The sequence below is a fragment of the Actinoplanes sp. NPDC023714 genome (genome assembly GCF_040639855.1).
Lineage (GTDB): Bacteria > Actinomycetota > Actinomycetes > Mycobacteriales > Micromonosporaceae > Actinoplanes.
In genome coordinates this window covers 549546-575012 of sequence record NZ_JBFAAR010000002.1, presented here as the reverse complement: position 1 = coordinate 575012, position 25467 = coordinate 549546, and the positions used below count along the sequence as shown (strand labels likewise).

At 72.0% G+C, this 25467-nt stretch carries 27 protein-coding genes and 1 riboswitch; of the genes, 14 read left to right on the top strand and 13 right to left on the bottom strand.

Features of this window, described 5'->3' with window-relative positions; genetic code table 11:
* Positions 1 to 9: 9 nt before the first annotated feature.
* On the bottom strand, positions 10 to 585 hold the full coding sequence (locus tag AB0G10_RS10525) for an AAA family ATPase (protein WP_360918519.1): 576 nt from the start codon (positions 583 to 585) through the stop codon (positions 10 to 12).
* Between the two features lie 9 nt (positions 586 to 594).
* Positions 595 to 2295 carry a methyl-accepting chemotaxis protein gene (locus AB0G10_RS10520; RefSeq protein WP_360918518.1) on the bottom strand — a complete coding sequence of 567 codons (1701 nt, stop codon included), beginning with the start codon at positions 2293 to 2295 and terminating at the stop codon, positions 595 to 597.
* A gap of 150 nt (positions 2296 to 2445) precedes the next feature.
* On the opposite strand from AB0G10_RS10520, the gene AB0G10_RS10515 reads away from it, so the two are divergent.
* Together AB0G10_RS10515 and AB0G10_RS10510 are read left to right on the top strand one after the other, a co-directional pair.
* Positions 2446 to 3579 (top strand): GAF domain-containing sensor histidine kinase, encoded by a 1134-nt coding sequence (locus AB0G10_RS10515; RefSeq protein WP_360918517.1) that lies wholly within the window; start codon positions 2446 to 2448, stop codon positions 3577 to 3579.
* A 71-nt stretch (positions 3580 to 3650) separates the two neighbouring features.
* Positions 3651 to 4412, top strand: a complete 762-nt coding sequence (locus AB0G10_RS10510) for a hypothetical protein (RefSeq protein WP_360918516.1) — start codon at positions 3651 to 3653, stop codon at positions 4410 to 4412.
* A 194-nt stretch (positions 4413 to 4606) separates the two neighbouring features.
* Here AB0G10_RS10510 and AB0G10_RS10505 read toward each other — a convergent pair whose 3' ends face one another.
* Together AB0G10_RS10505 and AB0G10_RS10500 are read right to left on the bottom strand one after the other, a co-directional pair.
* Positions 4607 to 5146: a GNAT family N-acetyltransferase gene (locus tag AB0G10_RS10505; RefSeq protein WP_360918515.1), complete on the bottom strand. Its 540-nt coding sequence runs from the start codon at positions 5144 to 5146 to the stop codon at positions 4607 to 4609.
* Between the two features lie 13 nt (positions 5147 to 5159).
* A riboswitch (SAM riboswitch) is annotated at positions 5160 to 5275 on the bottom strand.
* A 15-nt stretch (positions 5276 to 5290) separates the two neighbouring features.
* Positions 5291 to 6424, bottom strand: coding sequence for an FAD-dependent oxidoreductase (locus AB0G10_RS10500; RefSeq protein ID WP_360918514.1), 1134 nt, complete (start codon positions 6422 to 6424; stop codon positions 5291 to 5293).
* A 53-nt stretch (positions 6425 to 6477) separates the two neighbouring features.
* Between AB0G10_RS10500 and AB0G10_RS10495 the strand changes: the two genes are divergently transcribed.
* Complete coding sequence (locus tag AB0G10_RS10495; RefSeq protein ID WP_360918513.1) at positions 6478 to 7059, top strand: TetR/AcrR family transcriptional regulator; 582 nt, start codon at positions 6478 to 6480, stop codon at positions 7057 to 7059.
* 97 nt (positions 7060 to 7156) lie between these two features.
* Here the strand turns inward: AB0G10_RS10495 and AB0G10_RS10490 are convergent, their stop codons facing one another.
* The gene (locus tag AB0G10_RS10490) at positions 7157 to 8263 is read right to left on the bottom strand and encodes an aminotransferase class I/II-fold pyridoxal phosphate-dependent enzyme (protein ID WP_360918512.1); all 1107 of its coding nucleotides are present in this window, start codon (positions 8261 to 8263) and stop codon (positions 7157 to 7159) included.
* A 104-nt stretch (positions 8264 to 8367) separates the two neighbouring features.
* Positions 8368 to 9237 carry a TIGR01777 family oxidoreductase gene (locus AB0G10_RS10485; protein ID WP_360918511.1) on the bottom strand — a complete coding sequence of 290 codons (870 nt, stop codon included), beginning with the start codon at positions 9235 to 9237 and terminating at the stop codon, positions 8368 to 8370.
* Positions 9238 to 9300: 63 nt separating this feature from the next.
* Between AB0G10_RS10485 and AB0G10_RS10480 the strand changes: the two genes are divergently transcribed.
* A complete protein-coding gene (locus tag AB0G10_RS10480; RefSeq protein WP_360918510.1) occupies positions 9301 to 10158 on the top strand; it encodes a hypothetical protein in 858 nt (285 codons plus the stop codon).
* Between the two features lie 740 nt (positions 10159 to 10898).
* On the opposite strand, the gene AB0G10_RS10475 is transcribed toward AB0G10_RS10480, so the two are convergent.
* Positions 10899 to 12845 (bottom strand): carbohydrate-binding domain-containing protein, encoded by a 1947-nt coding sequence (locus AB0G10_RS10475; RefSeq protein WP_360918509.1) that lies wholly within the window; start codon positions 12843 to 12845, stop codon positions 10899 to 10901.
* Between the two features lie 29 nt (positions 12846 to 12874).
* The gene (locus AB0G10_RS10470) at positions 12875 to 14251 is read right to left on the bottom strand and encodes an FAD-dependent monooxygenase (protein ID WP_360918508.1); all 1377 of its coding nucleotides are present in this window, start codon (positions 14249 to 14251) and stop codon (positions 12875 to 12877) included.
* 76 nt (positions 14252 to 14327) lie between these two features.
* Here AB0G10_RS10470 and AB0G10_RS10465 point away from each other — a divergent pair, with 76 nt between their 5' ends.
* Together AB0G10_RS10465 and AB0G10_RS10460 are read left to right on the top strand one after the other, a co-directional pair.
* Positions 14328 to 14909, top strand: a complete 582-nt coding sequence (locus tag AB0G10_RS10465) for a TetR family transcriptional regulator (protein WP_360918507.1) — start codon at positions 14328 to 14330, stop codon at positions 14907 to 14909.
* A gap of 10 nt (positions 14910 to 14919) precedes the next feature.
* Positions 14920 to 15579 carry a VOC family protein gene (locus AB0G10_RS10460; protein ID WP_360918506.1) on the top strand — a complete coding sequence of 220 codons (660 nt, stop codon included), beginning with the start codon at positions 14920 to 14922 and terminating at the stop codon, positions 15577 to 15579.
* Here AB0G10_RS10460 and AB0G10_RS10455 read toward each other — a convergent pair.
* Together AB0G10_RS10455 and AB0G10_RS10450 are read right to left on the bottom strand one after the other, a co-directional pair.
* The gene (locus tag AB0G10_RS10455; RefSeq protein ID WP_360918505.1) at positions 15573 to 16151 is read right to left on the bottom strand and encodes a hypothetical protein; all 579 of its coding nucleotides are present in this window, start codon (positions 16149 to 16151) and stop codon (positions 15573 to 15575) included. The two genes, AB0G10_RS10460 and AB0G10_RS10455, sit on opposite strands and share 7 nt — an antisense overlap.
* 38 nt (positions 16152 to 16189) lie before the next feature.
* The gene (locus AB0G10_RS10450) at positions 16190 to 16366 is read right to left on the bottom strand and encodes a hypothetical protein (protein WP_360918504.1); all 177 of its coding nucleotides are present in this window, start codon (positions 16364 to 16366) and stop codon (positions 16190 to 16192) included.
* Between the two features lie 42 nt (positions 16367 to 16408).
* Between AB0G10_RS10450 and AB0G10_RS10445 the strand changes: the two genes are divergently transcribed.
* Both AB0G10_RS10445 and AB0G10_RS10440 read left to right on the top strand, forming a co-directional pair.
* Positions 16409 to 16702, top strand: a complete 294-nt coding sequence (locus tag AB0G10_RS10445; protein ID WP_360918503.1) for a hypothetical protein — start codon at positions 16409 to 16411, stop codon at positions 16700 to 16702.
* A gap of 44 nt (positions 16703 to 16746) precedes the next feature.
* Positions 16747 to 17214, top strand: coding sequence for an SRPBCC domain-containing protein (locus AB0G10_RS10440; RefSeq protein WP_360918502.1), 468 nt, complete (start codon positions 16747 to 16749; stop codon positions 17212 to 17214).
* A 505-nt stretch (positions 17215 to 17719) separates the two neighbouring features.
* On the opposite strand, the gene AB0G10_RS10435 is transcribed toward AB0G10_RS10440, so the two are convergent.
* Positions 17720 to 18769 carry a hypothetical protein gene (locus tag AB0G10_RS10435; protein WP_360918501.1) on the bottom strand — a complete coding sequence of 350 codons (1050 nt, stop codon included), beginning with the start codon at positions 18767 to 18769 and terminating at the stop codon, positions 17720 to 17722.
* Between the two features lie 64 nt (positions 18770 to 18833).
* Here AB0G10_RS10435 and AB0G10_RS10430 point away from each other — a divergent pair, with 64 nt between their 5' ends.
* From AB0G10_RS10430 to AB0G10_RS10420, 3 genes are read left to right on the top strand one after another with little or no spacing between them, the layout of a single operon-like run.
* A complete protein-coding gene (locus AB0G10_RS10430; protein ID WP_360918500.1) occupies positions 18834 to 19295 on the top strand; it encodes a (2Fe-2S)-binding protein in 462 nt (153 codons plus the stop codon).
* Positions 19292 to 21322: a molybdopterin cofactor-binding domain-containing protein gene (locus tag AB0G10_RS10425; RefSeq protein WP_360918499.1), complete on the top strand. Its 2031-nt coding sequence runs from the start codon at positions 19292 to 19294 to the stop codon at positions 21320 to 21322. Before AB0G10_RS10430 ends, AB0G10_RS10425 begins: the two co-directional genes overlap by 4 nt.
* A 5-nt stretch (positions 21323 to 21327) precedes the next feature.
* Complete coding sequence (locus tag AB0G10_RS10420; RefSeq protein WP_360918498.1) at positions 21328 to 21735, top strand: MarR family transcriptional regulator; 408 nt, start codon at positions 21328 to 21330, stop codon at positions 21733 to 21735.
* Here AB0G10_RS10420 and AB0G10_RS10415 read toward each other — a convergent pair whose 3' ends face one another.
* Positions 21736 to 22314 (bottom strand): class I SAM-dependent methyltransferase, encoded by a 579-nt coding sequence (locus AB0G10_RS10415; protein WP_360918497.1) that lies wholly within the window; start codon positions 22312 to 22314, stop codon positions 21736 to 21738.
* 117 nt (positions 22315 to 22431) lie between these two features.
* Here AB0G10_RS10415 and AB0G10_RS10410 point away from each other — a divergent pair, with 117 nt between their 5' ends.
* The 3 genes from AB0G10_RS10410 (at position 22432) to AB0G10_RS10400 (ending at position 25055) form a co-directional block, all read left to right on the top strand.
* Complete coding sequence (locus AB0G10_RS10410) at positions 22432 to 23871, top strand: SulP family inorganic anion transporter (RefSeq protein WP_360918496.1); 1440 nt, start codon at positions 22432 to 22434, stop codon at positions 23869 to 23871.
* A 12-nt stretch (positions 23872 to 23883) separates the two neighbouring features.
* Positions 23884 to 24270 (top strand): MerR family transcriptional regulator, encoded by a 387-nt coding sequence (locus tag AB0G10_RS10405; protein WP_360918495.1) that lies wholly within the window; start codon positions 23884 to 23886, stop codon positions 24268 to 24270.
* A gap of 68 nt (positions 24271 to 24338) precedes the next feature.
* Positions 24339 to 25055 (top strand): MOSC domain-containing protein, encoded by a 717-nt coding sequence (locus AB0G10_RS10400; protein WP_360918494.1) that lies wholly within the window; start codon positions 24339 to 24341, stop codon positions 25053 to 25055.
* Positions 25056 to 25089: 34 nt separating this feature from the next.
* On the opposite strand, the gene AB0G10_RS10395 is transcribed toward AB0G10_RS10400, so the two are convergent.
* Positions 25090 to 25437 carry a VOC family protein gene (locus AB0G10_RS10395; protein WP_360918493.1) on the bottom strand — a complete coding sequence of 116 codons (348 nt, stop codon included), beginning with the start codon at positions 25435 to 25437 and terminating at the stop codon, positions 25090 to 25092.
* Between the last annotated feature and the right edge of the window lie 30 nt (positions 25438 to 25467).

Sequence of the window (25467 nt, the reverse complement as noted above, 5' to 3'; positions counted from 1 at the left end):
GCGCTGGGGTCAAGCCGGCTCGGCGGACTTCTCCGCGCAGCGCGCGCACCGGACCGGGCACGGGCTGAGCGCGGCCGCCCGGCCCAGGCCGCTGGTGTGCAGGATGGTCGTGACCGCGTCCTCGAAGCCGGTCGTCTCCGGGATCACCCGTTCGCCGGGGACGCCGAGCAGATCGTGCGGCGCGTACCACTCCCGCATCCGGCCGGCGCTGACCGGGATCGGCTCGGCGCGGCCGAGGTGGCGGCGCACGGTCTCCTCGAACGAGACCTCGAACCAGTAGACGTGCGACGGCCCGGGATGGCCGGCGATCAGGTCGGTCAGCGGCCCGGCGTGCTGGCCGCTGTGCAGGATGCCCTCCAGCACGACGTGGTAGCCGGCGTCCAGCGCGGCCCGCGCCGTCCCCACGATGAACGCCGGCGCGACCGGGTTGCCGCCGTGCTCGCGCAGCACGACCCGGCGCAGGTGGTCCTGCTCGATCAGGGCGGCGCCGCGCCCGTACCGCCGGCGCACCTCGCGGGCCGTGGTGGTCTTGCCCGACCCGGAGTTGCCGCGGATCACGACGAGGGAGGGGGAGGCGGCGGTCACCCCGCGAGACTAGAACAACTCGAGGCCGCCGCCCGGCTGCGGATCGGCCTGTTTCTGCGGCGCCAGCTGGTCGATCTGCCGGATCGCGTTCTGCACCTGGGTGATCAGGCCACCGAAGCTGCGCTGCTGATCGTCGGCGACCGACCGCACCTGGTCGATGGCCGCGCGGACACTCGCGATCGCGTCGGTCATCGTCGCCACGGCGCTCGACACGTCCGTCGCGGTGGCGGTCAGCGTACCCAAGGTGGTGTTGATCCGCTCGGCCGAGGAGGACGTGTCGTCGGCGAGTTTGCGTACCTCGTCGGCCACCACCGCGAAACCGGTGCCCGCCTCGCCCGCCCGCGCCGCCTCGATGGTCGCGTTGAGGGCCAGCATCCGGGTCTGCCCGGCGATCTGCGCGATCGCCGCCACCATCTCGGTGGCCGCGGGCAGGCTGACGCTGAGCGCCTCGGCCGCCTGGTCGGCCTGGGACGCGTGCTCTGCCATCCGCTCGGTGGCGTCGTGCGCGGCCGCCGCCCCGGCGTTGATGTTCTGCACCGAGGCCCGGACCACGTCCACCTCGCGCACGGCGTCGCCCAGCTCGTAGGCGATCCCGCCGATGACCTGCTCGGACTCCGCCTCGACCCGGCGCACCGTCGCGGCCCGCGCCTCGTCCTCGGCCTCCCGCTGGCGGCTGCGCTCGTCCTCGCTGCGCAGCCGCTCCCGGACCAACTCCTCGGCCTGGACCTCGAACGCCGCCAGCATCCCGTTGATCGACTCGCCGAGTGCCCGCAGGTCGGGGTGGGCGGAGCCGGGCAGCCGGCCGGAGAGGTCGCAGGTCTCCATGATCTGCGCGGCCGCCTCGCGCAGCGGGGTGACCTGGTCGTGCACGCTGCCGTGGACGACCCGGTCGAGCAGGATCTTGAACAGCACCATGGCGGCCAGGACCACGAACGCGATCGAGACGAGGGTGCCGACCGCCTCGGACCGGACCGGGCGCTCGTGCAGGCTCTCGAAGACGACGGGTGTCCGGTCGACGCCGGTGACCATGGCCTGCACGGCGATGTCGACGCCGACCGCTGCCGTGTAGACCCGCAGCGTCCCGATCCGGCTCGGCAGGTCGTCGTGCCGCGTGCTGCCGTCCCGGACGCCGCCGAGCAGGCCGATCTCGTCGTCGGTGTTGTCGGTCATCGCCTTCAGGCCGTCCGCGTCCAGGATGCGGAGGAAGATCAGCGACCCGGATCCCGCGGGGACGCTGCAGAAGACGGTCGGCTCCCCGCTCGCCGACGTGACGCCGCAGGTCGCCTCGCCGGCCGCGGCCCCGGGCGTCACGAGCGTCGCCAGCACGGCGCGGCTGCGGAAGGCGTCCGGCAGCCGCCCGTAGGCGCCGCCCTCGATCAGGCCACCGACCCGCAGGGTGCCGTCGGCGCCCACGCCCGCGATACCGGACATCTCGTAGACGCGGGCCATCTGGGTCGCCGGGAACTCCGCCTCGAAGCCGCTCTGCCGCGCCAGGTCCAGGTTCTCCCGCGACTTGGTGATGCCGAAGTCGGCCATGCTCTCGGCGCCCTCGCTGAGCGCGACCCGCAGCTCCTCGGCCTCCTTGACCAGCAGTTGCTGCTCGACCCGGTCGAACCCGCTCAGCGTGATCACCCACGTCGGCACCATGAGCACCACGAGGAGGCCGGCGAGCAGCCCGACGGTCCGCAGCCGCGTCGACACCCGTCCCACAGGCACCACTTTAGGACGTTTCAACCCTTCTGGGGCGGTTACCCCGCTCCCCGACCGCAACCCCCGGAATCCGCGGCCCCCGCCACCGGACGCCGATGAAGGCGGTGTCCGACGCAGCGCACCGCCGAGAAGTGACGAGGGACCACTGCCATGACCGTCCAGCCCGCTCTCCTCGCCGCCGAGCGCTACCGCACCGCGCTGGCCGAGGTTCCCGAGGTGCTCGAGCTCGCCGCCGAGGCGTGCCAGGCGCCGATGGCCGCGCTCAAGGTCGTCGGCGGGGGCAGCGCGCACTTCGCGGCCACCCTCGGCATCCGCACCCGCGTCGACATCCCGCACTCGGTGTCGCTCTGCCGGATCGTCTCCTCCGAGGACCGTCCGATGATCGTGGACGACGCCTCCCAGCACCCGGGCCTCTCCACCCACCCCCTGGTGGCCGGTTCCGAGCACGTCCGGTTCGTCGGCGCGGCCCCGCTGCACCACAACGGTCAGATCGTCGGCGCCCTCTGCGTCTTCGACGACGAGCCGCACCGGCACAGCCCGGAGGCGACCAGCCGGATGCTGGCCCGGATCGCCCGCCGGGTGGACGCCGAGACCGGGCTGCGCCACATGCTCACCCACCAGCCGTTCCCGGTCGCCGTCGACAACGACGACATCGTCTCGGCGATCTCCCACGAGATCCGCACGCCCCTCGCGAACATCCAGGGCAACCTCGAGATGCTCACCGCGACGCCCGGTGCGGTGGCCCCCGGTTTCGCGCGCCGCATCGATGCGATCAACCGCAATGCCAACCGCCTCATCCGTACGGTGGACAGTCTCCTGCGGGCGGTCAACCACCAGATGCAGGAACCCGTGGGCCGGCCACGGCTCATCGACCTGCGTACCCTGATCACGCCGGCGCCCGTCGAGCGGCTGCGCATCACGATGCCGTCCGACCCGGTCTGGATAAGCGCCGACCCGAGCCTGCTCGGGGTGGCCGTCGATCACCTGCTGACGAACGCGCTCTGCTTCGGCGGCCCGGACGCCCCGGTCGAGGTCACCGTCGCCGCCACCCCGCAGCCCACCCTCACCGTCCGCGACCACGGCCCCGGCATGCCGGAGCACGAGCTGCTGATGGCCGGCACCCCCTTCGCCCGCGGCGACCTGGCGATCCGCGACCAGATGCCCGGCCTCGGCCTGGGGCTGGCGATCAGCAACCGGATCGTCGAGGCGCAGGGCGGCATGCTCGACCTCGACAGCGTCCCCGGCCACGGCGTCACGGCCCGCATCACCCTGCCGGTGGCCTGACCTGATCGGATGAGGCGTTCCGGCTGCGAGCGGGACATCGGGAACGGCTTCGTTGCCTTACCGTGACATTCGTGATGGTCGTCGCGACGGTGGGGTTCTGTGTCGGCGGGCTCCTCGTGGGTGGCGCCGCCATCTTCCTGCTGCTCCTGCTCGGCGACATCCGGGCGCTGTGGACGCTGAACCGCACCCCGGTCGCCGCGGTCACCGGCCGCGGCCGGGTCGCGCTGGAGGGCACCACCGAGTACGGCCCGGCCGGCCCGCAGATCGCGCCGATGACCGGTGAGGACTGCACGTGGTACCGGGTCACCCTGATCCGCGAGCCGAGCCGCGACATCGCGACCGGCGACGGCCCCGACCACGACGTGCTCCTCGAGATCACCTCGCCGAACTGGCCGGAGCTGGCCGACCACGCCGGGCGGGCGCCGATCGACCCGCGCCTGCTGGATCACCCGCGCGCCCTCTTCGACCCGATCCAGACCGAGCCGCGCGCCGCCGTCACCACGACCCTCGAGTACCGCACGGCGACGCCGGTCCGGATGCCGCGCATCGTGCCGCCGGACCTGGTGGACGGTCTGCGCACGAGCGAGCGCCTGCACCTCACCGAGGTCCGCGTCCCGCGCGGCGCGAAGGTGTTCGCGGTGGGCCGCCTCTCCCCGTCCGGCCTGCTCCCGAACCGTACCGGCCTGACCCTGCTCACCACGCAGACCCGCGGCGAGGTGATCGCGGCCCGCCGCGAGTCGATCGGCGTGGGCGGCACCCTGGCCGTCTGGTTCGGCCTGATCGGCCTGCTGCTCGCCGCCGTCTCGGCCGTCCTGCTGCTCACCGGCGAGTAGGCGCCCGCTCCGGGAGACTCACCTGCTCACCGTCCCGGCGCCACCAGGTCGTGCCCTCGAGGACGGCGAGCAGCCCGCCCATCCCCGCCGATGTCGCCGGCGTCGGACTCCGTCCGGTCCCCCGCGCCTCCCGGTCCGGCCGGTCGGACTCCGTCCGGTCCCCCGCGCCTCCCGGTCCGGCCGGTCGATGGCCGTCAGACGCCCGGGTCGCGGCCCGCCAGGATCGCGGCGTCGGGCCAGGTCATGCGCAGCTTCTCCGGGGTGCCGCGGAGCCGTGCCGGGTCGCCGCCGGGTGGCGCGACGGTCCGGACCTCGGCGACCCGGCCGCCCACGGCGCGATAGAACGCCTGCGCCGCCGTGTTCTGCCGCAGCACCCACAGGTGGATCGGGCCGCGCACCTCCCGGGCGACGCGCGACAGCAGGGTGGTGCCGATACCGCTGCGGTGCTGGTCGTGCACGACGTGCAGGTTGTCGACGAGGCTGCCCCAGACCGGATCGTCGGCGACTACCAGGTGCACGAACCCGAGCAGTCGCCCATCCCGCTCGGCGACCACGGTCCTCGTCTCGACGCTTCCCGTGGCAAGCCTCGCCGACCACACCGCGAGGCGGTCGGCGAGCACGTCGCCGTCCAGGAAGGAGTCGGCGTAGGCGCCCCGATAGTGGCGGCGCCAGCTGTCGGCGTGCAGGGCGGCGATAGCCGGGGCGTCGGCGGGCACGGCGAAGCGGATGGACAACGAGAAACTCCCGGACTCGCGGCTTGCCCGGCACGGTCGCGCCGGACCCGGTCATCACCCGGAGCACCCCGCCCGCGAACGGAGGGTTGCCGGCCAGCGAGCCGGGGCTTGGCGCTGGCACTCATGACCAATGGGGAGAACGTATCACTGCCTGGCGATGGCGCGCCGCACCAGATCGCGGACCAGCGGCAGCGTCACCGCGCGCATGGTCATCTCACTGAGCCACAGGTGGAGGCGGGTCGGCGGGGCGTACTGCGCCATGCCGCGCCGGGCCGCCCGCTGCCGCCGGGTGACCTGCGGGCGCAGCGTGTCCTCCCAGGATGCGAGCGCCGCCGGGATGTCGCCGCCGGACGCCAGCGCCGCGCCGAGCGTGTCGGCGCCGGTGAGGGCCAGGGTCGCGCCGTGGCCGGCGAAGAGGGTGACGCACCAGGCGGCGTCGCCGGCGAGGACGACGCGGCCGCTGCTCCAGCGGGGTGCGACGACCTGGCTGACCCGGTCAAAGTAGACGTCGTCCGGCACCGGGAGCGACGCGGCGAACGGCACGTCCGCGAAGGCCTCCCGGAGCGCGGCGGCCGGGCCGAGGGCGAGTTCGGCGGCGGGATCGGCACACCGGTAGGTGAAGAACGCCGACGATCGTGCAGGACCGAGTTCGACCACGGCTGCGGTCCGGCCGGTGCCGATGAACGTCGTGGCGCCGTTATGGTCGCTTTCGGACAAGGCAAAGGCGCCTACCACGTACGGGAAATCCACCCGGAAATCGTCGCCGAACAGCATCGACCGGGTACGCGAGTGCACCCCGTCGGCGCCGACCACCAGGTCCGCATGCTCCACGGTCCCGTCACTGAGCTGTACCCGTACCGATGAAGGATCCTGATCCATGGCCGAGACCGTCGTCCCGAACCGGATCTCCGCGCCGGTCCGGTCGTGCAGCGCCGCCTCGAGGTCGCCCCGGAAGACGGTCAGGACGCGCGGCCCGAGGGCGGCTTCGGCGAGCGCGGACGGGACGGTCATCTTCGGACTCCCGTCGGCGTGGACCAGCACCGTCGTGAAGATCCCGAGGGCCTTGGGGGCGAGCGCCGGGAGGATGCCGAGCCGCTCGGCGGCGTCGTAGCCGGGCCCGATCAGATTGACCATGTAGCCGCTGCTGCGCCGCGCCGGGGCTCGCTCGACGATCAGCGTCCGCCAGCCGTCCTGCTCCAGCCGCAGCGCCGTGGCCAGGCCCGCGATGCCGGCGCCGACGATGATCGCTCGCTTCTGTGTGGTCGTCTCGGATGTCATGGCAACCGAGTATGAGCATTTGCTCATTCTTCGGCAAGCCCTAGAATCACGGGATGCCTCGTGGAGTCGCCGTCCCGGAAGCCCGCCAGCACCTGTTCGCCGCGCTCGAGCGCGTGATGGCCGCTGACGGCGCGCTGACCAGCCGGAACGTCACGCAGGAGGCGGGTCTCGCGACCGGGCTGCTGTTCACGCACTTCCGCAGCTTCGACGGGTTCCTCACGGCCTACGCGGTCGACCGCAGCTTCCAGATCGCGGCCGCGCTGGCCCCGCTGGCGACCACTTTCGGACACGGCGTCGTCGCCGAGAACCTGACCGAGGCGATCCTGGCGCTGCCGCGGGCGTCGGTGCTGACCGTGACGAGGCTGACCGCGTTCCGCCCGTCGCTGACCGCCGAGGTGGCCCGGGTGCTGGGCGGGGAGAGCGCCGGCCTGAACGCGATCGTCCACGCCGTCGACCGTCACCTGCGCGCCGAGCAGGAGCTGGGCCGCGTGGCCGCGGAGGCCGACACGTCGTCCCTGGCACTCGCCGTGGCGGGCGTCCTGCAACACGTCGCCCTGACCGATGACGGACACGCCGAGGAACGCGTCCGCCGCGCCCTCACCGCGCTGGCACCCGCACTCGCCGAACGTCCCTGAACCACCGACCGCATCGGATCAGCCGGCCACGATCATGCGCCGCGCCTTTCCAGCGATCGGACCAGGGCTGCCGCCCTGCGGCCCACCGCCTCGGTGATCAGGGCAGCGCGGCCGCCATCCGCCGCACCGCCTCGGTGATCAGGGCTGGTGAGGTGGCGAGGTTGAACCGCGCGTGGCCGGCGCCGCCCGTCCCGAACGCCGGTCCGGAGCTGAGCGCCACCCGCCCCCGCTCGAGGAAGGCCGCGGCCGGATCGTCGCCGAGCCCGAGGTCGCGGCAGTCGAGCCAGGCCAGATAGGTGCCCTCGCCCGGCCGGTACCGGACCTGCGGAAGGTGCTCTCGCAGAAGGGCCGCCAGCAGCCTGCGGTTCTCGTCCAGGCCGGCCAGGACCGCGTCGAGCCAGTCGGTGGCGTCGCGGAGCGCGGCCGTGTGCGCGATCACGCCGACGTGGCCGGGGTTCTCCTTGACCCAGTCGGGGATGCGGGCCAGGTCGTGCGTGGCGGCCGGCCCGGCGACCGCGAGGGCGGCCTTGAAGCCGGCCAGGTTCCAGCCCTTCGACGCGGACATCACCGCGAAGCCGCTCTCGGCGCCGGGGACGCTCAGGTACGGCGTGAAGGTCGCGCCCGGCAGCACCACCGGCGCGAAGATCTCGTCGGCCACGACGCGGACCGCGTGCCGGGAGGCGAGGCGCGCGACCGCGGACAGCTCGTCGGCCGTGTGCACGACGCCGGTCGGGTTGTGCGGGTTGCAGAGCAGGAAGGCGGGCCGGGATCCACGGGCGGCGGCGCGGCGGAACGCGTCCTCCAGCGCGGCGAGGTCGATCCGCCCGTCCGCCCCGAACGGCGCCTCCTCGACGGTCCGGCCGGTCCGCTTCACGAACCAGTAGAACGGCGGGTAGACCGGGCAGTTCACCACGACGGCGTCGGTGCGCCCGCTGACGGCGTCGAGGACTTCGAGCAGCCCTTCCATCACGTCGGCGACCATGGTGGTCCGCTCCGGCACGAGCCCGTCCCAGTCCCACCGCTTGCGGGCGAAGTCGGCGAACGCCTCCGCATAGCCGGTGCCGGACGGATAGCCGGTGTCGCCGCGCCGCAGCGCCTCGGTGACCGCCTCGACGACGGGCCCGGCCAGCGGCACGTCCATCTCGGCCACGAAGACGGGCAGGACATCCTCGGGATAGGTGCGCCACTTCTCACTCGTACGCATGCGCAGTTGATCGGAAGAGAGCCGGTCCAGAGGATTCGCCGCGAAGGTCACGTGACCAGATTAAGCGGATTCGACCGGTGATCCCGCCATCGTGGAATCCGCGTTCATCCGACGGCGACTGCCAGCGCCCCGTCCACGTCCGGGTGCTCCCACCGGAATCCGGCCTCCCGCAGCACCGCCGGGATCACGCGCTGGCTGCGCCGGGCCTCGCCGCCGAACTCGCCCAGCACGATGTCGAGCACGAACCCGGGGACCGCGAGCAGCGCCGGCCGGTGCACCGCGCGGGCCAGCGCCTTCGTGAAGATCGCGTTGGTGACCGGCTGCGGGGCGACCAGATTGACCGGTCCGGCCAGGTCCTCGCGCTCGATCAGGAACTCGACGGCGTTGAGCCAGTCGGCCAGCGAGATCCACGGCATCCACTGGCGGCCGTTGCCGAGCCTGGCGCCGCCGCCGAGCTTGAACAGCAGGACGAGGCGCTGCAGCAGCCCTCCCCGGCGGTCGAGCGGCAGGCCGGTACGCAGCAGGACCACCCGCGTTCCGGCGCCGGACGCCGCCGCCTCCCAGTCCCGGCAGAGATCGGCGAGGAACGTGTCCCCGGCCGGCGACTCCTCGGTCACCTCGCGATCGCCGGTGTCGCCGTACCACCCCACGGCGGACGCCTGGAGCAGCGCGCGCGGCCGATCGTTCTCGGGCAGTCCGGCGATGGTCCGGGCCATAGTGCCGGCGGTGTCGAGCCGGCTGGACCGCAGCAGATCCTTGTAGGCGGCGTTCCAGCGCCGGTCCCCGATCCCCGCGCCGGCCAGGTTGATCACGATGTCGGCGCCGGCCACCAGGGACGGATCGAGCTCGCCCTTCGCCGGGTTCCACCCACCCGTTCCCCGCTTGAGCCGGGTCACCTCGTGGCCGGATTCGGTCAGCCGGGCCGCGAGCCGGGTACCGAGGAAGCCGGACGCGCCAGTCATCAAGATCCGCATGGGACCACAGTGCCCCACCTGCGTGAAACTTCAAACGAAGCGGCAGCGTGTCAGGATGGCGACATGACACCGGATCTCGACGCCGCGATCTCGTTCGTCGCCACCCACGCCCGGATTCTGGAGCGCCGCCGCCTCGACTTCCTGCTCAACGGCGGTCCGGCCGAACCTGTCCTCGCCGCCCTCGACGGCTATCGCAACCCGGACGGCGGATACGGCTGGGCCCTCGAACCCGATCTCCGCTCGGCGACGAGCCAGCCGGTCGGCGCGATGCACGCCCTCGAGGTGATCGCCGAGGCCGGTGACACGTCCCGCCTGCCGTCGCTGCTGGACTGGCTGACCGGGCACGCCAACGCCGACGGCGGCATGGCGTTCAGCCTCCCGTTCCCCGATCACGAGGGCTGCGCCCCGCACTGGACCGCCGCGGACCCGGCCTCCTCGGTCACCATGACCACGCAGCTGGCCGCGCACGCCCACCGCGCCGGCGTGCGGGATCACCCGTGGCTGCGCGCCGCGACGGCCTGGTGCCTCGACACCATGGAGCGGATCACCGCGCCCCCGCACGCCATCGAGCTGATGTTCTCGATGCTCTTCCTCGACGCGGTGGCGGACGAGCAGCCGCGGGCGAAGGCTCTCCTGGAGCGATACACCGATTTCGTACGCCTGGACGGCCCCACCCCGGTCGCCGGGGGCGCCGACGGCGAAGCCCTGTTCCCGCTCGACTTCACCCCGCACGCGGATGCGCCGTCCCGCGCCTACTTCAGCCCCGAGGCGATCACCGCCGACCGCGAACGCCTCGCCGCCCAGCAGAAACCCGACGGCGGCTGGGACGTCTCCTTCCAGACCTTCAGCCCGGCGGCGGCGCTGGAGTGGCGCGGCTACGCCACCGTCCAGGCGATCAAGGTCCTCACCGGCGCCGCCTAGCTGTTCTTCCTGGTTGCGCTGTCCGGCGGGTTCGTCCTGGCGATGTGGACGTCGTGGCGGGTCGCTTGACTGGATGGCCGGGTGCTCGTCCGGGGCCTGACCAGGCGGTCGTCCGGGGCCTGGCCGGGTGGGTTCCGGCGCGCTGGGGGTGCCGGTCCCGTGGCGGCGTCGTCACCCGGTTGCCGCCGGCGGGCGTCCTGAGTCCAGTCCGGCCGTAGGTGATGACTCAGCACCCGCTGGGGAGTGCGTCCGGGCGCAGCCGGCACGTCACGTCCACCGCGAGCATCATCCCGCCGTCGGCGGCTCGCGGCACCCCCGGCACCGCAGTCAGGGAGGTACGCAGCGGTCGACGTCGATGCGGCCGCGTCGTCGCCGATGCCCAGCCTGCTCCGCGGGCTCACCGATGGCCGCCGGATACCGCGCCGGCGCAGCTCAGCACGGTTGCAGCATGAGCCGGGCGGCTCCCGGCCCGCCCCGCCCCACAGCGCCCGGATGCCGCCCAAGGACCGCGGCGCCCGGCTGCCGGCCAGGACCGCGGCGAACTGCGGGCCTTCAGTCCCAGCCGGACGGCCGGCCCGCCGTGGGCGGCCCCGTCCAGGGCGGTCAGCCGCGAGCCGTTCGCCCGGGGCGGTCAGCCGCGAGCCGGGCGCCCGGGGCGGTCGCAGCCGCGAGCCGGACAGCCGGCCCGCAACCAGCCGGCCGCCCAGGGCGGTCAGCCGCGAGCCGGCCGTCCAGGGCGGTCAGCCGTTGTTGAGGGCCGCCTGCTTCGCCGCCACCTGGGCGATCATCGGGTCGTTCAGCGTGCCCTCGAGCGGGCACGGCTCCCCCTCCCGGATCGGGTCGCCGTTGACGACGCTCCACACGTTGACGCCGGCGACGCCCGGCTGGCCGAGGTAGGCGTCCAGCTTCTGCCGGATGACGCCGGCGCGGCTCGCCAGCGACGTGCGGCAGCCCGGAGCGTCGGCCGCGTACACACCGGTCTCGCCGATGATCAGCGGCTTGTTCACCTGCTGCATCTCGGCCAGCAGCGTGCCCAGATTGTTGTACGTGATCGAGTTCTCGTAAGCGTTCTTGTCCGGGTTGAACCAGTCGTACTCGTATTCGTGGAGTGATCCGAGGTCGATGTCCGGCCCGCTGTGCACGTAGCTGAAGTCGCGGCTGCCCCGGTAGTCCTGGCTCACCGTGCCGCTGGAGATCAGGTGGTTCGGGTCGATGCCCTTGATCACGGCGGCGGTCTCGTCCAGGAACGCCTTGACGATCGCGTCGGTGTAGGCGGTGTTCTCCTGCGAGCCCGGCTCGTTGATGATCTCCCAGAACGCGACGGTGGCATCCGCCTTGAACCGGTCGGTCACCTCGCGCACCCACGGCAGGTAGTCGGTCCGGAAGCCGCCCTGGTACCAGGCAAGCGTCTTGTCGACGCCCTCGGTGCCCGGGTTGCTGCTGCCGTCGTACTCGCCGCAGTAGTTGCGGCCGTCGGCGAGGGTGAACAGCACCTTCTGCCGGTGTTTCGCCGCCGAGGCGACGATCCGGTCGAGCACCGGGAGGCCCCCGTTGCGGAACGCCCAGGTCCGGGTGACGGTGTTCGGCGCCAGCTTGCCGAAGTACGAGTCCAGCTCGGCGTCGGTCCACGGCTGGCCGTCGGCCTGGTCGCAGCCGCTCATGCCGAAGGCGTTGAGGCCGGCGTACTGGAACGGCTTGCCGTCGAGCATCAGCCGGGTGCCGTCGCGGGTGATGAAACCGGAGGCCGGGGGCGTGTACGGCGTCTCGGTGTAGGCGGCCGACTGGTGCAGCCCGACGACGTCGACGTACATGAGCCGGGTGCAGGACGCGCTGCTGTAGGGGTTCGCCAGCTGCAGTTTCAGCGTGTGGTCGCCGGCCGCCCACTTGCCGCCCTGCCCGTGCGCCGGGTGCAGCGCGCTGCCGGGGTACCACGCGGTGGAGTTGTAGTCGTAGGTGCCGCTGCCGACCACGGCGCCGTCGAGGACGAAGTTGACGGTCGGGGCGCCGTCGCACCGGAAGCCGCGGAACCGCACCTTCACCTCGTCGAACCGCTCGGCCGTCGTGAACGGCACGGTGACCGAGCCGGTGCCGACCAGCCGCACCGCCTTCGACTGGACCGCCGCGGTGAGGTCGACGACGGTGGCCGGGCTCGCCACCGTGCCGGTGAGGGCGGCGTGCTTCGACTGCGGCATCGAGGTGATCCGGAACCTGTCCACCTCGAGGAAGCGGTCGCAGGTGCCGTCGCCGTACTCGTTCAGGAACGTCACGCCGATCGTGTGCGCCCCACCCTGCCAGGAGCCGGTGAACCGGTAGGGGTACCAGGCGGTGCCGACCGACGTCTCCCCCGCGGTCACGCCGTCGACGGTGATCCGTGCCCGCGGGCTCGCGTCGGTCGAGCCGCACGCGCCGCCCATCATCCGCACCTCGATCGTGTGGAACGCGTGCGGCGCGGTGAGGCTGCCGGTCGCGGTGGCGTTGTTCCAGATCGCCAGGGCCTGCCCGCCGGAGGCGTCCGGGTCGGCGTACGGCGAGCCGTAGGCGGAGTCGATGCTGAGCGTGGACTCGGCCTCGTAATCGGCGTACGCGAGCGCGGGAGCGGCCGGGCCGGCCAGCACGCCGACGAGCCCGACCGTTGCCGCCGCCGCCCAGGCGAGCCACCTGCGCGGAGATGTTGATCGATGAATCATGCGGGCATGATTACACAGCGGCGCTCCTCTCAACACAACAGGTCATCCGCCGGGAACGCGCTCAACGGCCCCTTCCAGGCCAGATAGCCGTCCGGGCGGACGAGCATCGCCTCCGCACCGCCGGCTTCGGGCGCCACCACGCGCAGCCTGTCCTCGTACGCATCGAAGGAGCCGGCGGCGATCAGCACGTGCTTGCCCTCGCGCAGTGCCTCGTAGAGGCGCTGCCCACCCCGGAGCGGGATGTCGGCGACGCGCGGGGCGTGCGGATAGGCGATGCCGACGCCGGAGATGACGCCGGTGGCGCGACGGGCCACCGGAGGCAGGCTGAGCAGGGCGGATCCGAGCGAGTTGCGGACGACGCGCGCGGGCCGGGAGCGCAGCATGGCCATGCGGATCAGGGCGCCGCTGCTGCGGAGCACCAGTTTGCCGACCGGATGACGTTCCCTCTCGTACGTGTCGAGCAGACCCGCCGGACCCCACCCCTGAACAGCGGCCGCCAGTTTCCAGGAGAGGTTCGCCGCGTCCTGGAGACCGGTGTTCATGCCCTGCCCACCGGCCGGCGAATGCACGTGCGCCGCATCACCGGCGAGGAAGACGCGGCCGACGCGGTAGCGCGGCGCCTGCCGTTCGTCGCTGTGGAACCGGGACAGCCAGCGCGCCTCGGTGAGCCCGAAGTCGGTGCCGTGCACGCGCCGGGTCACGTCCCGGATCTCGTCGATCGTGATCGGAGTGTCGTCGCTGACCTGGTGGCGCCGATCCCACGCGAACACCCGGTGCCACCCGTCGCCGAACGGCGCCACCATCGCGAAGGCGTCGCCCACGGCGTTCACGGCCAGCACATCCTCGGGCGGGGTCGCCAGCCGCACGTCGGCCAGCATGATCGACGTGAGCACGGACCTGCCCGGGAAGGGCAGATCAAGAGCTCTGCGTACGCCGGAGTGCACGCCGTCGGCCCCCACCACGAAGGCGGCCGTCTCCGATCGGTCCCGGAACTCGAGCGTCACCCGATCGGCATCCTGACGCAGGCCGACCGGGGTCGCACCCCGCTCGATGACGGCGCCGTGCTTGCGGGCGCGCTCCTCGAGGGCCTGCTCCACCCGGTATTGCGGGGTGATGAGAAGGAAGGGGAAGCGCGACGGCAGCTCGGACAGATCGAGCCGCACCCGGTCGAACAGCCGCAGGCTGCCGACCCGGGCGCCGCCCTCGACTATCTCGTCGGCCAGGCCGCGGGCGTCGAGCAGCTCCAGCGTGCGGGCGTGCACCCCGAACGCGCGGGTGAGGTTGGAGGTGTCGGCGCGGCGCTCGTAGACGGTGACGGGGACGCCGGCCTGGGCGAGGTCCCCGGCGAGGAGCAGACCGGTCGGGCCCGCTCCGACGATCGCGACGTTTCCTGTTTGCCAACGCATGTTGGCAAAGATAGGCGTGAGTGCGAGATCAAGTCAACGGGCGTTGGCAAACGGATGTTGGCATATATTGGAAGCCATGCCACGCCGCTCCGACGCCACCAGGGCCGCCATCCTCGCGGCCGCCCGTGAACGCTTCGCCGCCGACGGCTTCGAGCGCGCCACGATCCGGGCCATCGCCGCCGAGGCGCGCATCGATCCGTCGATGGTGATGCGCTACTACGGCAACAAGGAGGGCCTGTTCGCCGCCGCGGCCGAGTTCCACCTGCACCTGCCGGACCTCGGTGAGGCGCCCCCGGCCGAGGTCGGCGAGCGCCTGGTCGGCCACTTCCTGCACCGCTGGGAGCAGGACGACACGCTCGTCGCGCTGCTGCGGGCCGCCGTCACGCAGGAGTCGGCGGTCGACCGCATCCGGGCGATCTTCGCCGAGCAGGTCGGCCCGGTCGCGGCCCGGCACGCGCCCGATCCGGCCGAGGCCCCGGCCCGCGCCGGGCTGGTGGCGACCCAGATGCTGGGGTTCGCGCTCTGCCGCTACGTTCTGCGCCTGCAGCCGGTCGTGGCCCTGGACAAGGCGGAGGCGGCGGCCTGGCTCGCGCCGACGATCCAGCGCTACCTCACCGCCACCGTTAACTCGGATGCGTCCGCTGCGGACCGCCCCTAGGCTCCCCGGCATGCCCAGCCGCCTGTCCGCACTTCGTTTCGAAGCCGACGATCCACGATTGCTCGACCGATTCTGGACGGACCTCTTGGGTACGGAGAACCGCGCCGGGCTCGGCTTCGCCATCCGGTTCGTCCCCGCCCCGGAGCCGAGGGCCGGCCGCAACCAGATGCACTTCGACCTGACCAGCAACCTGCGCGACCAGCAGGAGACGGTCAGCCGGGCCCTCCAGCTCGGCGCGCGCCACCTCGACGTCGGCCAGCGCCCGGAGGAGGGTCACGTCGTGCTCGCCGACCCGGAGGGCAACGAATTCTGCGTGGTCGAGAAGGGCAACCGCTTCCTGGCCGGCTGCGGATACCTCGGCGCCCTCTCCTCGGACGGCACCCGGGCCACCGGCTGCTTCTGGTCCGCGGCCCTGGGCTGGCCCCTGGTCTGGGATCGCGACGAGGAGACCGCCATCCAGTCACCCGCCGGCGGCTCGAAGATCAGCTGGGGCGGGCCGCCGCTGGCGGCGCGCGAGGGCCGCACCCGCCTGCACCTCGAGCTGACGGCCACCGGCGACCGGCACGCCGAGGTGGACCGGCTGCTCACCCTGGGCGCGACGTTCCTCGACCTGGACGACGACGGGGTGCTGCTGGCCGACCCGGACGGCAACGAGTTCCGCCTTCACTGACCGAGCTCGATCGCCCGCCCCGCCGCCTCGCGGATGAGCGCGGCGTCGATTTCCACGCGCGACTCCCCGATCCCCCGCGCCGGCCACTCACACACGAACGTGACCGGTCCCTCCGGCGGCAGCGGCCACACCCAGTAGCTCATCCCGTACCGCCGCCCGCCGCCACCGCCGCGGTCGCTCATCAGCAGCGGCCCCGGCGGCTCGGCGTCCCACGGGAGGTCCGGATGCCCGCCGACGTTGCTCACCGCCTTGCCGTCGGCGAACAGCACGCCGACTCGCAGGAAGCCGGGCGGCACCGGCCCCGCCCCACCGAGGTCGTGATGGAACGCCTCGTGGTAGAGCCGCCCGTGGCGATCCTCTTCCCGCAGCACCGCCGTGACCGCGAACGTGAACCCCTCCGGATAGCCGACGATCCCACCCAGACCGACCGCGGCGCCCTCCCCGCGCGCCAGCAGGAACTCCGCGGCCACCGACCCGCCGAGCACCTCCTCCGGCTTCAACCAGCGGGGTGGCGGAGGCTGAGCGGGCTCGGGCGCGGGCTCGGCACGGGCGAAGCCGTCGAAGAAGCTCACCCGCGCCAGCGTCGCAGCTTCCGTCCGCCGGCGCTACCTCACTCCGGCCCGTCGTCGGCGGTGCTGCCGGACGGGCCGTAGGGCGACGTCTGGCCCGCCGGGGTCGCCCGGTCCGCCGTCTTGTCGTGGCTGCCGTGCGGCGCCGCGGTCGGATCCGCGTCCTGGGTGCGCTGCTTCGCGGTCGGCGACTCGCCGCTGCGCCGGATATGTCCCATCGGAACCGGCGTATTCCGCCCCGTGCGGGGAAATCGACGCCCATGGCCCGAGCACGAGCCGCCTCGGTGGCGGCCTCCAGCGAGTTCGTCGACGACGACGGCGTCCGGCAGCCGGCCGGCGAGGTGCACGCGTGGACGCCCGGCTTGAACCAGACGCTGTGCGGGCTCGCGCTGAGCCGTACCCGTCTGCGGCGGTTTCCCCACGTGAAGTTCGACTTCCGCGGCACCGACGTGATCACCACCGAGGACGAGGTGAAGTACATCTGCCCCCGCTGCGTCGCCGCGACCGGCCGCCGCGGCGAGCGTTCCTGGACCCGCACCGCCCCACGACCGTGAAGAGCGGGCGGAATTGTCGTAGCCCGCCCCTAGACTCCCGGGGCATGAGACGAACCGACCAGGCGAGCCGGCTGATCGCGGCCTCCCCCGCGGCGGTCTACGACGCTCTCCTCGACCCCGCCGCGCTCGAGACCTGGCTGCCGCCCGAGGGCATGAGCGGCCACATCGAGCGTTGGGATCCGCGTCCGGGCGGCGGCTTCCGGATGATCCTGACCTATCTCGACGCCTCCGAGGCCCCCGGCAAGTCCTCCGACGCCACCGACGTGGTCGAGGTGGGTTTCGCCGACCTCGAGCCCGCCGAGCGCGTGGTGCAGCGCGCGGTCTTCGAGGCCGACGATCCCGCGTTCGCCGGGACCATGACGATGACCTGGCATCTGGCGAAGACCAGCATGGGTACGACGGTGACGGTCACCGCCACCGACGTGCCCACCGGCATCAGCCGCACCGACCACGAAGCCGGCATCGCCTCCTCCCTGGCCAACCTGGCCGACTACCTGGAGAGGTCGTCATGACCACCGTCGACGACCTGCTCAGCCCTCTCCGGACACACGGCCTGTCCCCGCCCGAGATCGACGAGAGGAAGCGCGACCAGCCCGCCCCGCTCCCGGCGGCCTACCGTCGTTTCCTCGAGCTCGCCGGCCGAGGCGCCGCCGGCCTCCTGGCAGGCAGCGACGTCTTCTACCCGGCCACACCACCCGCCCCGACGCCGACCGCACCGCCTGCCTCGGCCCCGGCCTCAACGCCGCTCGCCTCGACGCCCGCCTCGACTTCAGCCGGTGCACCGGGGCCGGCCGGCCTCGATCCTCGGTGTGGGGCAGGCCGCCCGCGAGCTCCTCGCGGAGAACGCCGTCCCCTTCACGCTGACCGGCGACGACCGCGTCATCCTCATGCATCAGGGCTACATCTTCGACTTCCTGCGCGGCCCCGGCCCCGATCCGGAGGTCTGGTCCTACTGCGAGGGCGACGACCTCCCGAAAGTCCGATACGCCCGTTTCACCGAGTGGCTCGGCGTCGCGGTCACGGAGTTCGTACGTCTGAAGGCTCCTTCGTCAGAGGACGGGAACGGGAACGAGCCAGCAACGCGAACGGCCAGATGAGGAGGACCAGGACGACGAGGACCAGATATTCGGCCATCGGGATGCGGAGGATCTCGGAGAGGCGGTCCATGCCCCGCCACGAATAGACCGCCGTGACGGCCACCAGATAGCCGGCGAGGATCGCCCATCGGGTGCCGGCGCCGAAGCCCAGCCCGTGCATCTGGGTGATGACGAAGATGGCGAGGAAGCCGAAGAGGAACATCGGCCAGGCGCCGTCCGGGCCGGAGTTCATGACGGCCACGAGTGTGCCGTGCACCGCGACCATGAGTTCCAGCGACGCGGTCCACCAGCGGTTCGTGTGTGCGGTCGTGAAGAACAGGCAGCTCTGCAACAGCAGGAGGAACATGTAGAAGAAGCCGATCAGGTGCCCGCTCGTGGCCTCCATCGGGTGGTACCAGAACGTGTAGATCGCAGCCCAGCTGAAGAGATAGCCGTGATACCGGCGGGCGAAGTCGACGACCGTGGCCGGGATCGGCGCGCGCTTGCCGGCGACCAGGCCGCGCCGCCGGTTCTCCATGAGCAGGACCACGACGAGCAGCAGCACGACCGAGCCCTGCGAGCTGAAGATCGACACGTCCTGGGCGAGACCGTCATAGAAGAATCGGGTCTGAACGGCGTGCAATCCGATGAACGCGAGAGTCAGTCCGATGGCGAGGACATTGACGGGCTTCAAGCCGGTGGAATAGCGTCGCACGCGCGTCTGGGCATACCAGATGAGGCCCCACGAGACGATCTGGTGGGCCGCGTATCCGAGCCACGCCGAGAGCCGGGTCCAGGCCGTCGGCTCGGGGAGTTTCCAGTAATACCAGCTCGCGCCCTGGTCGGGCAGGAGCGTGACGCCGTGCAGCGTTTGCCCGACGAGCCACACGAGACCGGTGAGCAGCGCGACCGCGGGAACGCCGTAGATCAGCGCGCGCTCGCTGCGGAAAGAGCCACGATCGGCCGGGGCACGAGCCGGAGAATTGACCACGAACAGCAGTATGGCGGATGCTCAGCAGGCTGAACAATGGGCGTACATCAATGGAGGTCGGCGCATGACCCGATATCGGTTGCACGTCAACGGCAAGCGCCGGGTGGTCGACGTCCCCGGCGGCACGCCGCTGCTCTGGGCACTCCGCGAGGAACTCGGCCTGACCGGACCGCGATACGGCTGCGGCGTCGGCGCGTGCGGGGCCTGCGTCTCGCTGATCGACGGCGAGGCGCGCCGGCCCTGCGTCGAGGCCGTCGATGACGTACACGATGCGCGAATAACCACGATCGAGGGCCTCGACGATCATCCGGTGCAGCAGGCCTGGCTGGAGCTCGACGTGGCGCAGTGCGGCTACTGCCAGCCCGGACAGATCATGACGACGGTGGCGCTGCTCCGGAGGCGCGCGCGACCCGACGACGCCGACATCGACGAGGCGCTCAAGGACAACGTCTGCCGCTGCGGCACCTACCCCCGCATCCGGGCCGCCGTCCACCGCGCCGCCGAGATCGCGCGAGGCCGGAAGTGATCACGCGTCGGACGCTCTTGCAGAGCACGGGCGCGCTCGTCGTCGGGGTCCAGCTGAGTGCGGCGGGGTCACTCTCCGCGATTGCCGAGACCCGCGATGGGTACGGGGCGGAGCACGCCCCGGACGACGCGGCGCTCGCACCGACCGTGTTCGTCCGCGTCGACGACAGGGGACGGGTCGTCGCGACCGTGCCGAAGCCCGACACCGGCCAGGGCGTCCGCACCATGGCCGCCGTCCTGGTCGCCGAGGAACTGGCGGTCGAGGTGGACGCCGTGCTGCTGGAACAGGCGCCCGGCGACACCGCCCGGTTCGGCCCGCAGACGATCCAGAACTCGACGTCGAGCCGCCAGCTCGCCGAGCCCCTGCGCCGCGCCGCTGCCACCGCCCGCTGCCTGCTCGTCGAGGCGGCCGCGCGACGATGGCAGGTCCCGGCCGCCGCATGCACGGCCCGCCGCGGCCGCGTCGAGCACCCGGCACACCGCCCGCTCCCCTACCGCGCCCTGGTCACCGACGCCGCGAAGCTCGACCCGTCGACCGTTCCGGTCACCCTGACCCCGCCGGAGAAGTGGCGCCTCATCGGCCGCACCGCCGCGGGCAGGTCCGATGCGAAGGACATCGTCACCGGCCGGGCGAAGTACGGCGCCGAGTCGGCCCCGTCCGGCACCCTCATAGCCGTCGTGAAACGGCCACCGTGGATAGGCGCCCAGCCGGACACGATCGGCGAGTCGGTGGTTGCGACGGCGCGGCTTGTGGCGCCTGGCGACGGTCAAGGTGGGTTCGCCGTGATCGCGGAGCGGACCGCCGCGGCGATCGCGGCGCGGGATGCCCTCGAGGTCACCTGGACGGGCGGCACTCCGGAGGCCGACAGCCGGAACTGGCTCGCCGAGCTCGAAGCGGCACTACCGCCGGTGACGACCGCGCCCGATGTCCAGCGCGTGTACCGCCTTCCGCTGCTCGCGCACGCCCCCATGGAACCCCTGAACGCCACCGCCCATGTGACCGAAAACGACGTCACGGTCTGGGCGCCCACCCAGGACCCCGGCGGCCTGCGCACCCTGCTGTCCCGCCTGCTCGCCCTGCCGGAGTCTCAGATCACGGTGAATCCGACATTGGCCGGCGGCGGGTTCGGCCGCCGGGTCGAGCCGGACGCCGTCCTCGAGGCGATCGCGTGCTCGAAGGCCGTGAACCGCCCGGTGACCGTGAAGTGGACCCGGGACGACGACACCCGGCACGACTCCTACCGGCCGATGTCGGTGCACCGCCTCGGCGCCACGCTCGGCGCGGACGGCCTGCCCACCGGCAGGTTCCACCAGGTGGTGACGTGGCCGCTCACCGTCGTGCCGGTCTTCGCCAACCCGGCGATCGTGAAGGCGAGCGGCGACCACTTCCCCTATGCCGTGCCCGGCGACGTGACGGTCACGCTGCGCCCGGCGCCGCTGCGCACCGGTTTCTGGCGGTCCGTCTACGCGGGTCAGTTCGGCTATGCCGAGGAGTGCTTCCTCAGCGAGCTCGCCCGCGCCGGCGGCCACGATCAGGTCGCGTTCCGCCGGCGGCTGCTTCCGGCGGGCTCCCGGTTGCGTGCGGTGCTCGACGCGGCGGCAGATCATCATGGGTACGCCGACGGCGCCGCCTGCCATCTGGACTACGGGTCGGCGATCGCGGTGCTCGTGTCGGCCGTCGCCGGGAGGCCGCGCCGGGTCACCGCCGCCGTCGACGTCGGCGTCCCGGTGCATCCGTCGGGCGTCCGGGCCCAGGTCGAGGGGGCGATCGTCGACGCCGTGTCGACGGTCCTCGGCGCGCAGATCACCGTCCGCGACGGAGCGGTCGTGCAGAGCTCGTTCCGGGACTACGCGTGGGCGCGGATCGGCGACTGCCCCGAGATCGAGGTGGTCCTGGTGCCGTCGGAGGCGCCGATCGGCGGGCTCGGCGAGCTGGCCTACCCGCCCGCGGCCGCGGCGATCGCCTCGGCTCTCGCGGCGGGCGGCGACCCGGTGGAGGGGATGCCCTACGGCGTGCCGGTAGGTTGATCGCCGTGGAAGACGTCGATTCGTGGCCGACCGGCCGGCTGCTCTCCGCCGCCGCGCGCATGGTGGAGAGCCGATTCGACCGCTTCCTGACCGATCTCGATCTCACCCACGCCGGGATGATCGCGCTGCACCACCTGGAGGGTGGGCCGCTCTCGCAGCGGGAGCTGGCCCACCTCTGCCGGGTCACCGACCAGACCATGAGCCGGACGATCGAGAGACTGAACCGAACCGGTCACGTAGCCCGCACCCCCGACGCCTCCGACCGCCGCCGCACCCTCGTCGTGATCACCGGCAAGGGCCGGGAAGCCCTCACCGCCGCCCGCGACGAGGAGAAACGCTTCGAGCGCGACCTCGGCTACGACACCATCCGCCCCCAGCTGATCGCTCTGATCAAGAAGCAGCTCCAGCTCTGATCAGACGGCCCTGGCGGCCAGTGCCGAGTGCGGACGGCCCGGCCTGGTGCCCTCACGCCGGTCGCGGTCGATCTCGGTGAAGCCGGCCCGCTCCAGCCGGGCCGCCATCTGATCGGCCGGCCAGGACCAGGCGGTCGTCACCTTGTGGTCGAAGGACGACACCTCGTCGCCGCCGAAGAAGCCGACCACGACCACGCCGCCCGGCCTCATGACGCGGCGGAACCCGGCGAGCACGGCGTCGATCTCCGCCGGCTCGCGGTGGATCAGCGAGTACCAGCTCAGGATCCCGTCGACGTCCTCGAATTCGAGATGATCCATCGAACCGAGCCGGAAGTCGATCTCCGGATGGGACTTCCGGGCGTAGTCCAGGAACGGCGGCACGAGGTCGATCCCGGTCACGTCGGCGCCGAGTGATCGCAGGTAGACGCTCAGGTGACCGGGCCCGCAGCCCAGATCGAGCACCCGGCCGGAGAGATGACGGCCGATGAAGGCGAGATCGTCGGCGTGCACCTTGTCCGGCGTGCCGAACAGCTCGATGTAGAGATCGGAGAGGTTCGTGTAGGCCTGCGCGACATCCATCGCCACTGTCTACCAGCCGTCCCCGGCACGGGTGACGATCGCCACCTCGCCACGACACGAACTCTCCTCTTACGGAAGAGTAGCTTTCCTCCGTACCCGTGAAAGGCTCTTGATCTTATGCAGCGGCCCGCCTGGCTCGCCTCGCCGACAGTGCTGCGCACGGAGGTCCTCGCCGGCCTCGTCGTCGCGCTCGCGCTGATCCCGGAAGCGATCTCGTTCTCGATCCTGGCGAACGTCGATCCGAAAGTCGGCCTCTTCGCGTCGTTCACGATGGCCGTCACGATCGCGATCTGCGGCGGCCGGCCCGCCATGATCTCGGCGGCGACCGGTGCGATCGCGCTGGTCGTGGCGCCGCTCGCGAAGGAGCACGGCCTCGGCTACCTGACCGCCGCGGTGATCCTCGGCGGCCTGCTGCAGATCACCCTGGCGGCCGCCGGCGTCGCGAAGCTGATGCGGTTCATCCCGCGCAGCGTCATGGTCGGCTTCGTCAACGCGCTCGCGATCCTGATCTTCACGGCCCAGGTGCCGCATCTCGTCGGCGTGCCGTGGCTGGTGTATCCGCTGGTCGCCGTGGCGCTGGCGATCATGGTGTTCCTGCCGCGCCTCACCACCGCGATCCCGGCGCCGCTCGTCGCGATCGTGCTGCTCACCGCGTTCACGATGATCACGCACCTGGCCGTGCCGAACGTCGGGGACGAGGGAACGCTTCCGGACAGCCTGCCCGTTTTCGGCCTGCCGGACGTGCCGCTCGACCTGGACACGCTGAAGCTGATCGCGCCCTACGCGCTCGGCATCGCGCTGGTCGGCCTCATGGAGTCGCTCATGACGGCGAAGCTGGTCGACGACGTGACCGACACGCACTCCGACAAGACCCGCGAGTCGTGGGGCCAGGGTGTCGCCAACATCGTGACCGGCTTCTTCGGCGGCATGGGCGGCTGCGCCATGATCGGTCAGACGATGATCAACGTGAAGGCGTCCGGCGCCCGTACCCGGCTCTCCACGTTCCTGGCCGGCACGTTCCTGCTGATCCTCGTGGTGGCGCTCGGCGACGTGGTCGCGCAGATCCCGATGGCGGCCCTCGTCGCCGTCATGGTGATCGTCTCGGTGTCCACTTTTGATTGGCACAGCATCGCGCCCGCGACCCTCAAGCGGATGCCGGCCGGCGAGATCATCGTGATGCTGGTGACCGTCGCGGGCACGCTCGCGACCCACAACCTCGCGATCGGTGTGGTGCTCGGCGTCCTGACCGCCATGGTCGTCTTCGCGCGCCGGGTCGCCCATTTCACGTCCGTCGAGAAGAAGGACAACACCTATTTCGTACGCGGGGAGCTCTTCTTCGCGTCGAGCAACGACCTGGTGTACCAGTTCGACTATGCCGGGGATCCGGATCGTGTCGTCATCGACATGAGCGAGGCGCACGTGTGGGACGCGTCGTCGGTGGCCGCCCTCGACGCCATCGCCACGAAGTACGCGGCCCGCGGCAAGCACGCCGAGATCGTCGGTCTCAACGACGCGAGCGCTGACTTCCATGCCAATCTCGCCGGCAAGCTCAACTGATTTACTAGTCGGATGACCGGACGGCACATGCAGATCGGTGAGGCGGCGGAGCGGGTCGGGCTGAGCATCCGCACCATCCGCCACTACGAGGAAGCCGGCCTGATCGTGCCGTCCGCCCGCAGCGACGGCGGTTTCCGGCTCTACACCGAACCCGACCTCGATCGGCTGCGCGTGGTGAAGCGGATGAAGCCGCTCGGCTTCACCCTGGACGAGATGCGCGACCTGCTCGCCGTCCTGGACGACCTCACCTCCGGCGCCGGCGACCGGGAGTCGCTGCTGAAACGGCTCGCCGGTTATCACGAGGCGGCGGAGGAGCGGGTCGGCACGCTGCGCCGGCAGCTCGCGATGGCGGAGGGGTTCGCCCAGCAGATGCGGGAGCATCTCGACCAGCACAGTTAGGTGTTGATCCGGCCGGCGCCGCGCTTCGGGGTGGGCGTCGTCGCGGCCGGCGCCGATAGGGTCGGGGCGTGCACGTCATCGAGGTTCGCCGCTTCCCGGTCAAGTCGATGCTCGGCGAGGTGGTCGAGGAGTCCGCCGTCGGCGAGCGCGGCCTCGACGGCGACCGGCTGTGGGCCGTGCGCGACGCCGACGGCAAGTTCGGCAGCGGCAAGAACACGCGCCGATTCCGCCGGATGGACGGCCTCTTCGGGTTCCGGGCCACCCTCGGCACTTCCCCGGACCCGGACGGCGCACCGATCGTCGAGCTTCCGGACGGCCGTACCTTCCCGGCCGGCGACCCGGCCGGCCATCGGGCCATCGGCGCGGTGCTCGGGCGCGAGGTCACCCTGACGCCCGAGCAGAACATCCCGCACCACGACGAGGGCCCGGTCAGCCTGATCACCACCTCGTCGCTGCGCGCGCTGGCCGCCCTCACCGGCGAACACGTCCAGCCCCTGCGGTTCCGCGCCAACCTCCTGATCGACGTGCCGGGCAGCGGCTTCGCCGAGGACGCCTGGCCCGGCCGGCTGCTCGGCGTCGGCCCCGACCTGGTCCTCCGCGTGGTCCGCCCGCTCACCCGGTGCGTCATGGTCGACATGGCTCAGGAATCCCTGCCCGAACGCCACGACCTGCTCAAACTCCTCGGCTGGCACCACGACCTGACGTTCGGCGTGGTGGCCGCCGTCGAACAGCCGGGCCGCGTCGCCACGGGCGACGGCTGCGCGCTGCTGCGGTCGGGAGCATGAGAGCCGGCGGCAACCGCAGCCCTCGCGCGGGGACTCATGACAGGAACTCGAGGCGATTGCCGTGGCAGTCCTCCGTGTGGAACCGCCGCAGGCCGGGCAGCTCGTCGTTCCCCCAGGTCACCGGGTAGCCGGCCGCCGTCAGCCGCTCGGCCAGCCCGTCCAGGTCGGGCCAGAGCAGGCCGGGGTGCGCCTTGCGGGCCGGGCGGAAGTCGTCCTCCACCCCGAGGTGCAGTTCGATGCCTCCGCCCGCGAACCAGCAACCGCCCCGGGCCGCCAGCACCGGCGGTTTCGGTTTCTCGGCGAGCCCGAGCACTCCCCCGTAGAAGGCGCGCGACGCCTCCTCCGAACCGCGCGGACAGGCCAGCTGCACGTGATGAATCATGCCGTCCACGCTAGGAAGCCGGCGGTCGTT

Coding starts and splice junctions, on each gene's coding strand:
- AB0G10_RS10515 (WP_360918517.1), top strand. CDS start 2,446: ATGACCGTCCAGCCCGCTCTCCTCGCCGCCGAGCGCTACCGCACCGCG.
- AB0G10_RS10500 (WP_360918514.1), bottom strand. CDS start 6,424: ATGACATCCGAGACGACCACACAGAAGCGAGCGATCATCGTCGGCGCC.
- AB0G10_RS10495 (WP_360918513.1), top strand. CDS start 6,478: ATGCCTCGTGGAGTCGCCGTCCCGGAAGCCCGCCAGCACCTGTTCGCC.
- AB0G10_RS10490 (WP_360918512.1), bottom strand. CDS start 8,263: ATGCGTACGAGTGAGAAGTGGCGCACCTATCCCGAGGATGTCCTGCCC.
- AB0G10_RS10485 (WP_360918511.1), bottom strand. CDS start 9,237: ATGCGGATCTTGATGACTGGCGCGTCCGGCTTCCTCGGTACCCGGCTC.
- AB0G10_RS10480 (WP_360918510.1), top strand. CDS start 9,301: ATGACACCGGATCTCGACGCCGCGATCTCGTTCGTCGCCACCCACGCC.
- AB0G10_RS10475 (WP_360918509.1), bottom strand. CDS start 12,845: ATGATTCATCGATCAACATCTCCGCGCAGGTGGCTCGCCTGGGCGGCG.
- AB0G10_RS10470 (WP_360918508.1), bottom strand. CDS start 14,251: ATGCGTTGGCAAACAGGAAACGTCGCGATCGTCGGAGCGGGCCCGACC.
- AB0G10_RS10465 (WP_360918507.1), top strand. CDS start 14,328: ATGCCACGCCGCTCCGACGCCACCAGGGCCGCCATCCTCGCGGCCGCC.
- AB0G10_RS10460 (WP_360918506.1), top strand. CDS start 14,920: ATGCCCAGCCGCCTGTCCGCACTTCGTTTCGAAGCCGACGATCCACGA.
- AB0G10_RS10450 (WP_360918504.1), bottom strand. CDS start 16,366: ATGGGACATATCCGGCGCAGCGGCGAGTCGCCGACCGCGAAGCAGCGC.
- AB0G10_RS10445 (WP_360918503.1), top strand. CDS start 16,409: ATGGCCCGAGCACGAGCCGCCTCGGTGGCGGCCTCCAGCGAGTTCGTC.
- AB0G10_RS10440 (WP_360918502.1), top strand. CDS start 16,747: ATGAGACGAACCGACCAGGCGAGCCGGCTGATCGCGGCCTCCCCCGCG.
- AB0G10_RS10430 (WP_360918500.1), top strand. CDS start 18,834: ATGACCCGATATCGGTTGCACGTCAACGGCAAGCGCCGGGTGGTCGAC.
- AB0G10_RS10415 (WP_360918497.1), bottom strand. CDS start 22,314: ATGGATGTCGCGCAGGCCTACACGAACCTCTCCGATCTCTACATCGAG.
- AB0G10_RS10410 (WP_360918496.1), top strand. CDS start 22,432: ATGCAGCGGCCCGCCTGGCTCGCCTCGCCGACAGTGCTGCGCACGGAG.
- AB0G10_RS10405 (WP_360918495.1), top strand. CDS start 23,884: ATGACCGGACGGCACATGCAGATCGGTGAGGCGGCGGAGCGGGTCGGG.
- AB0G10_RS10395 (WP_360918493.1), bottom strand. CDS start 25,437: ATGATTCATCACGTGCAGCTGGCCTGTCCGCGCGGTTCGGAGGAGGCG.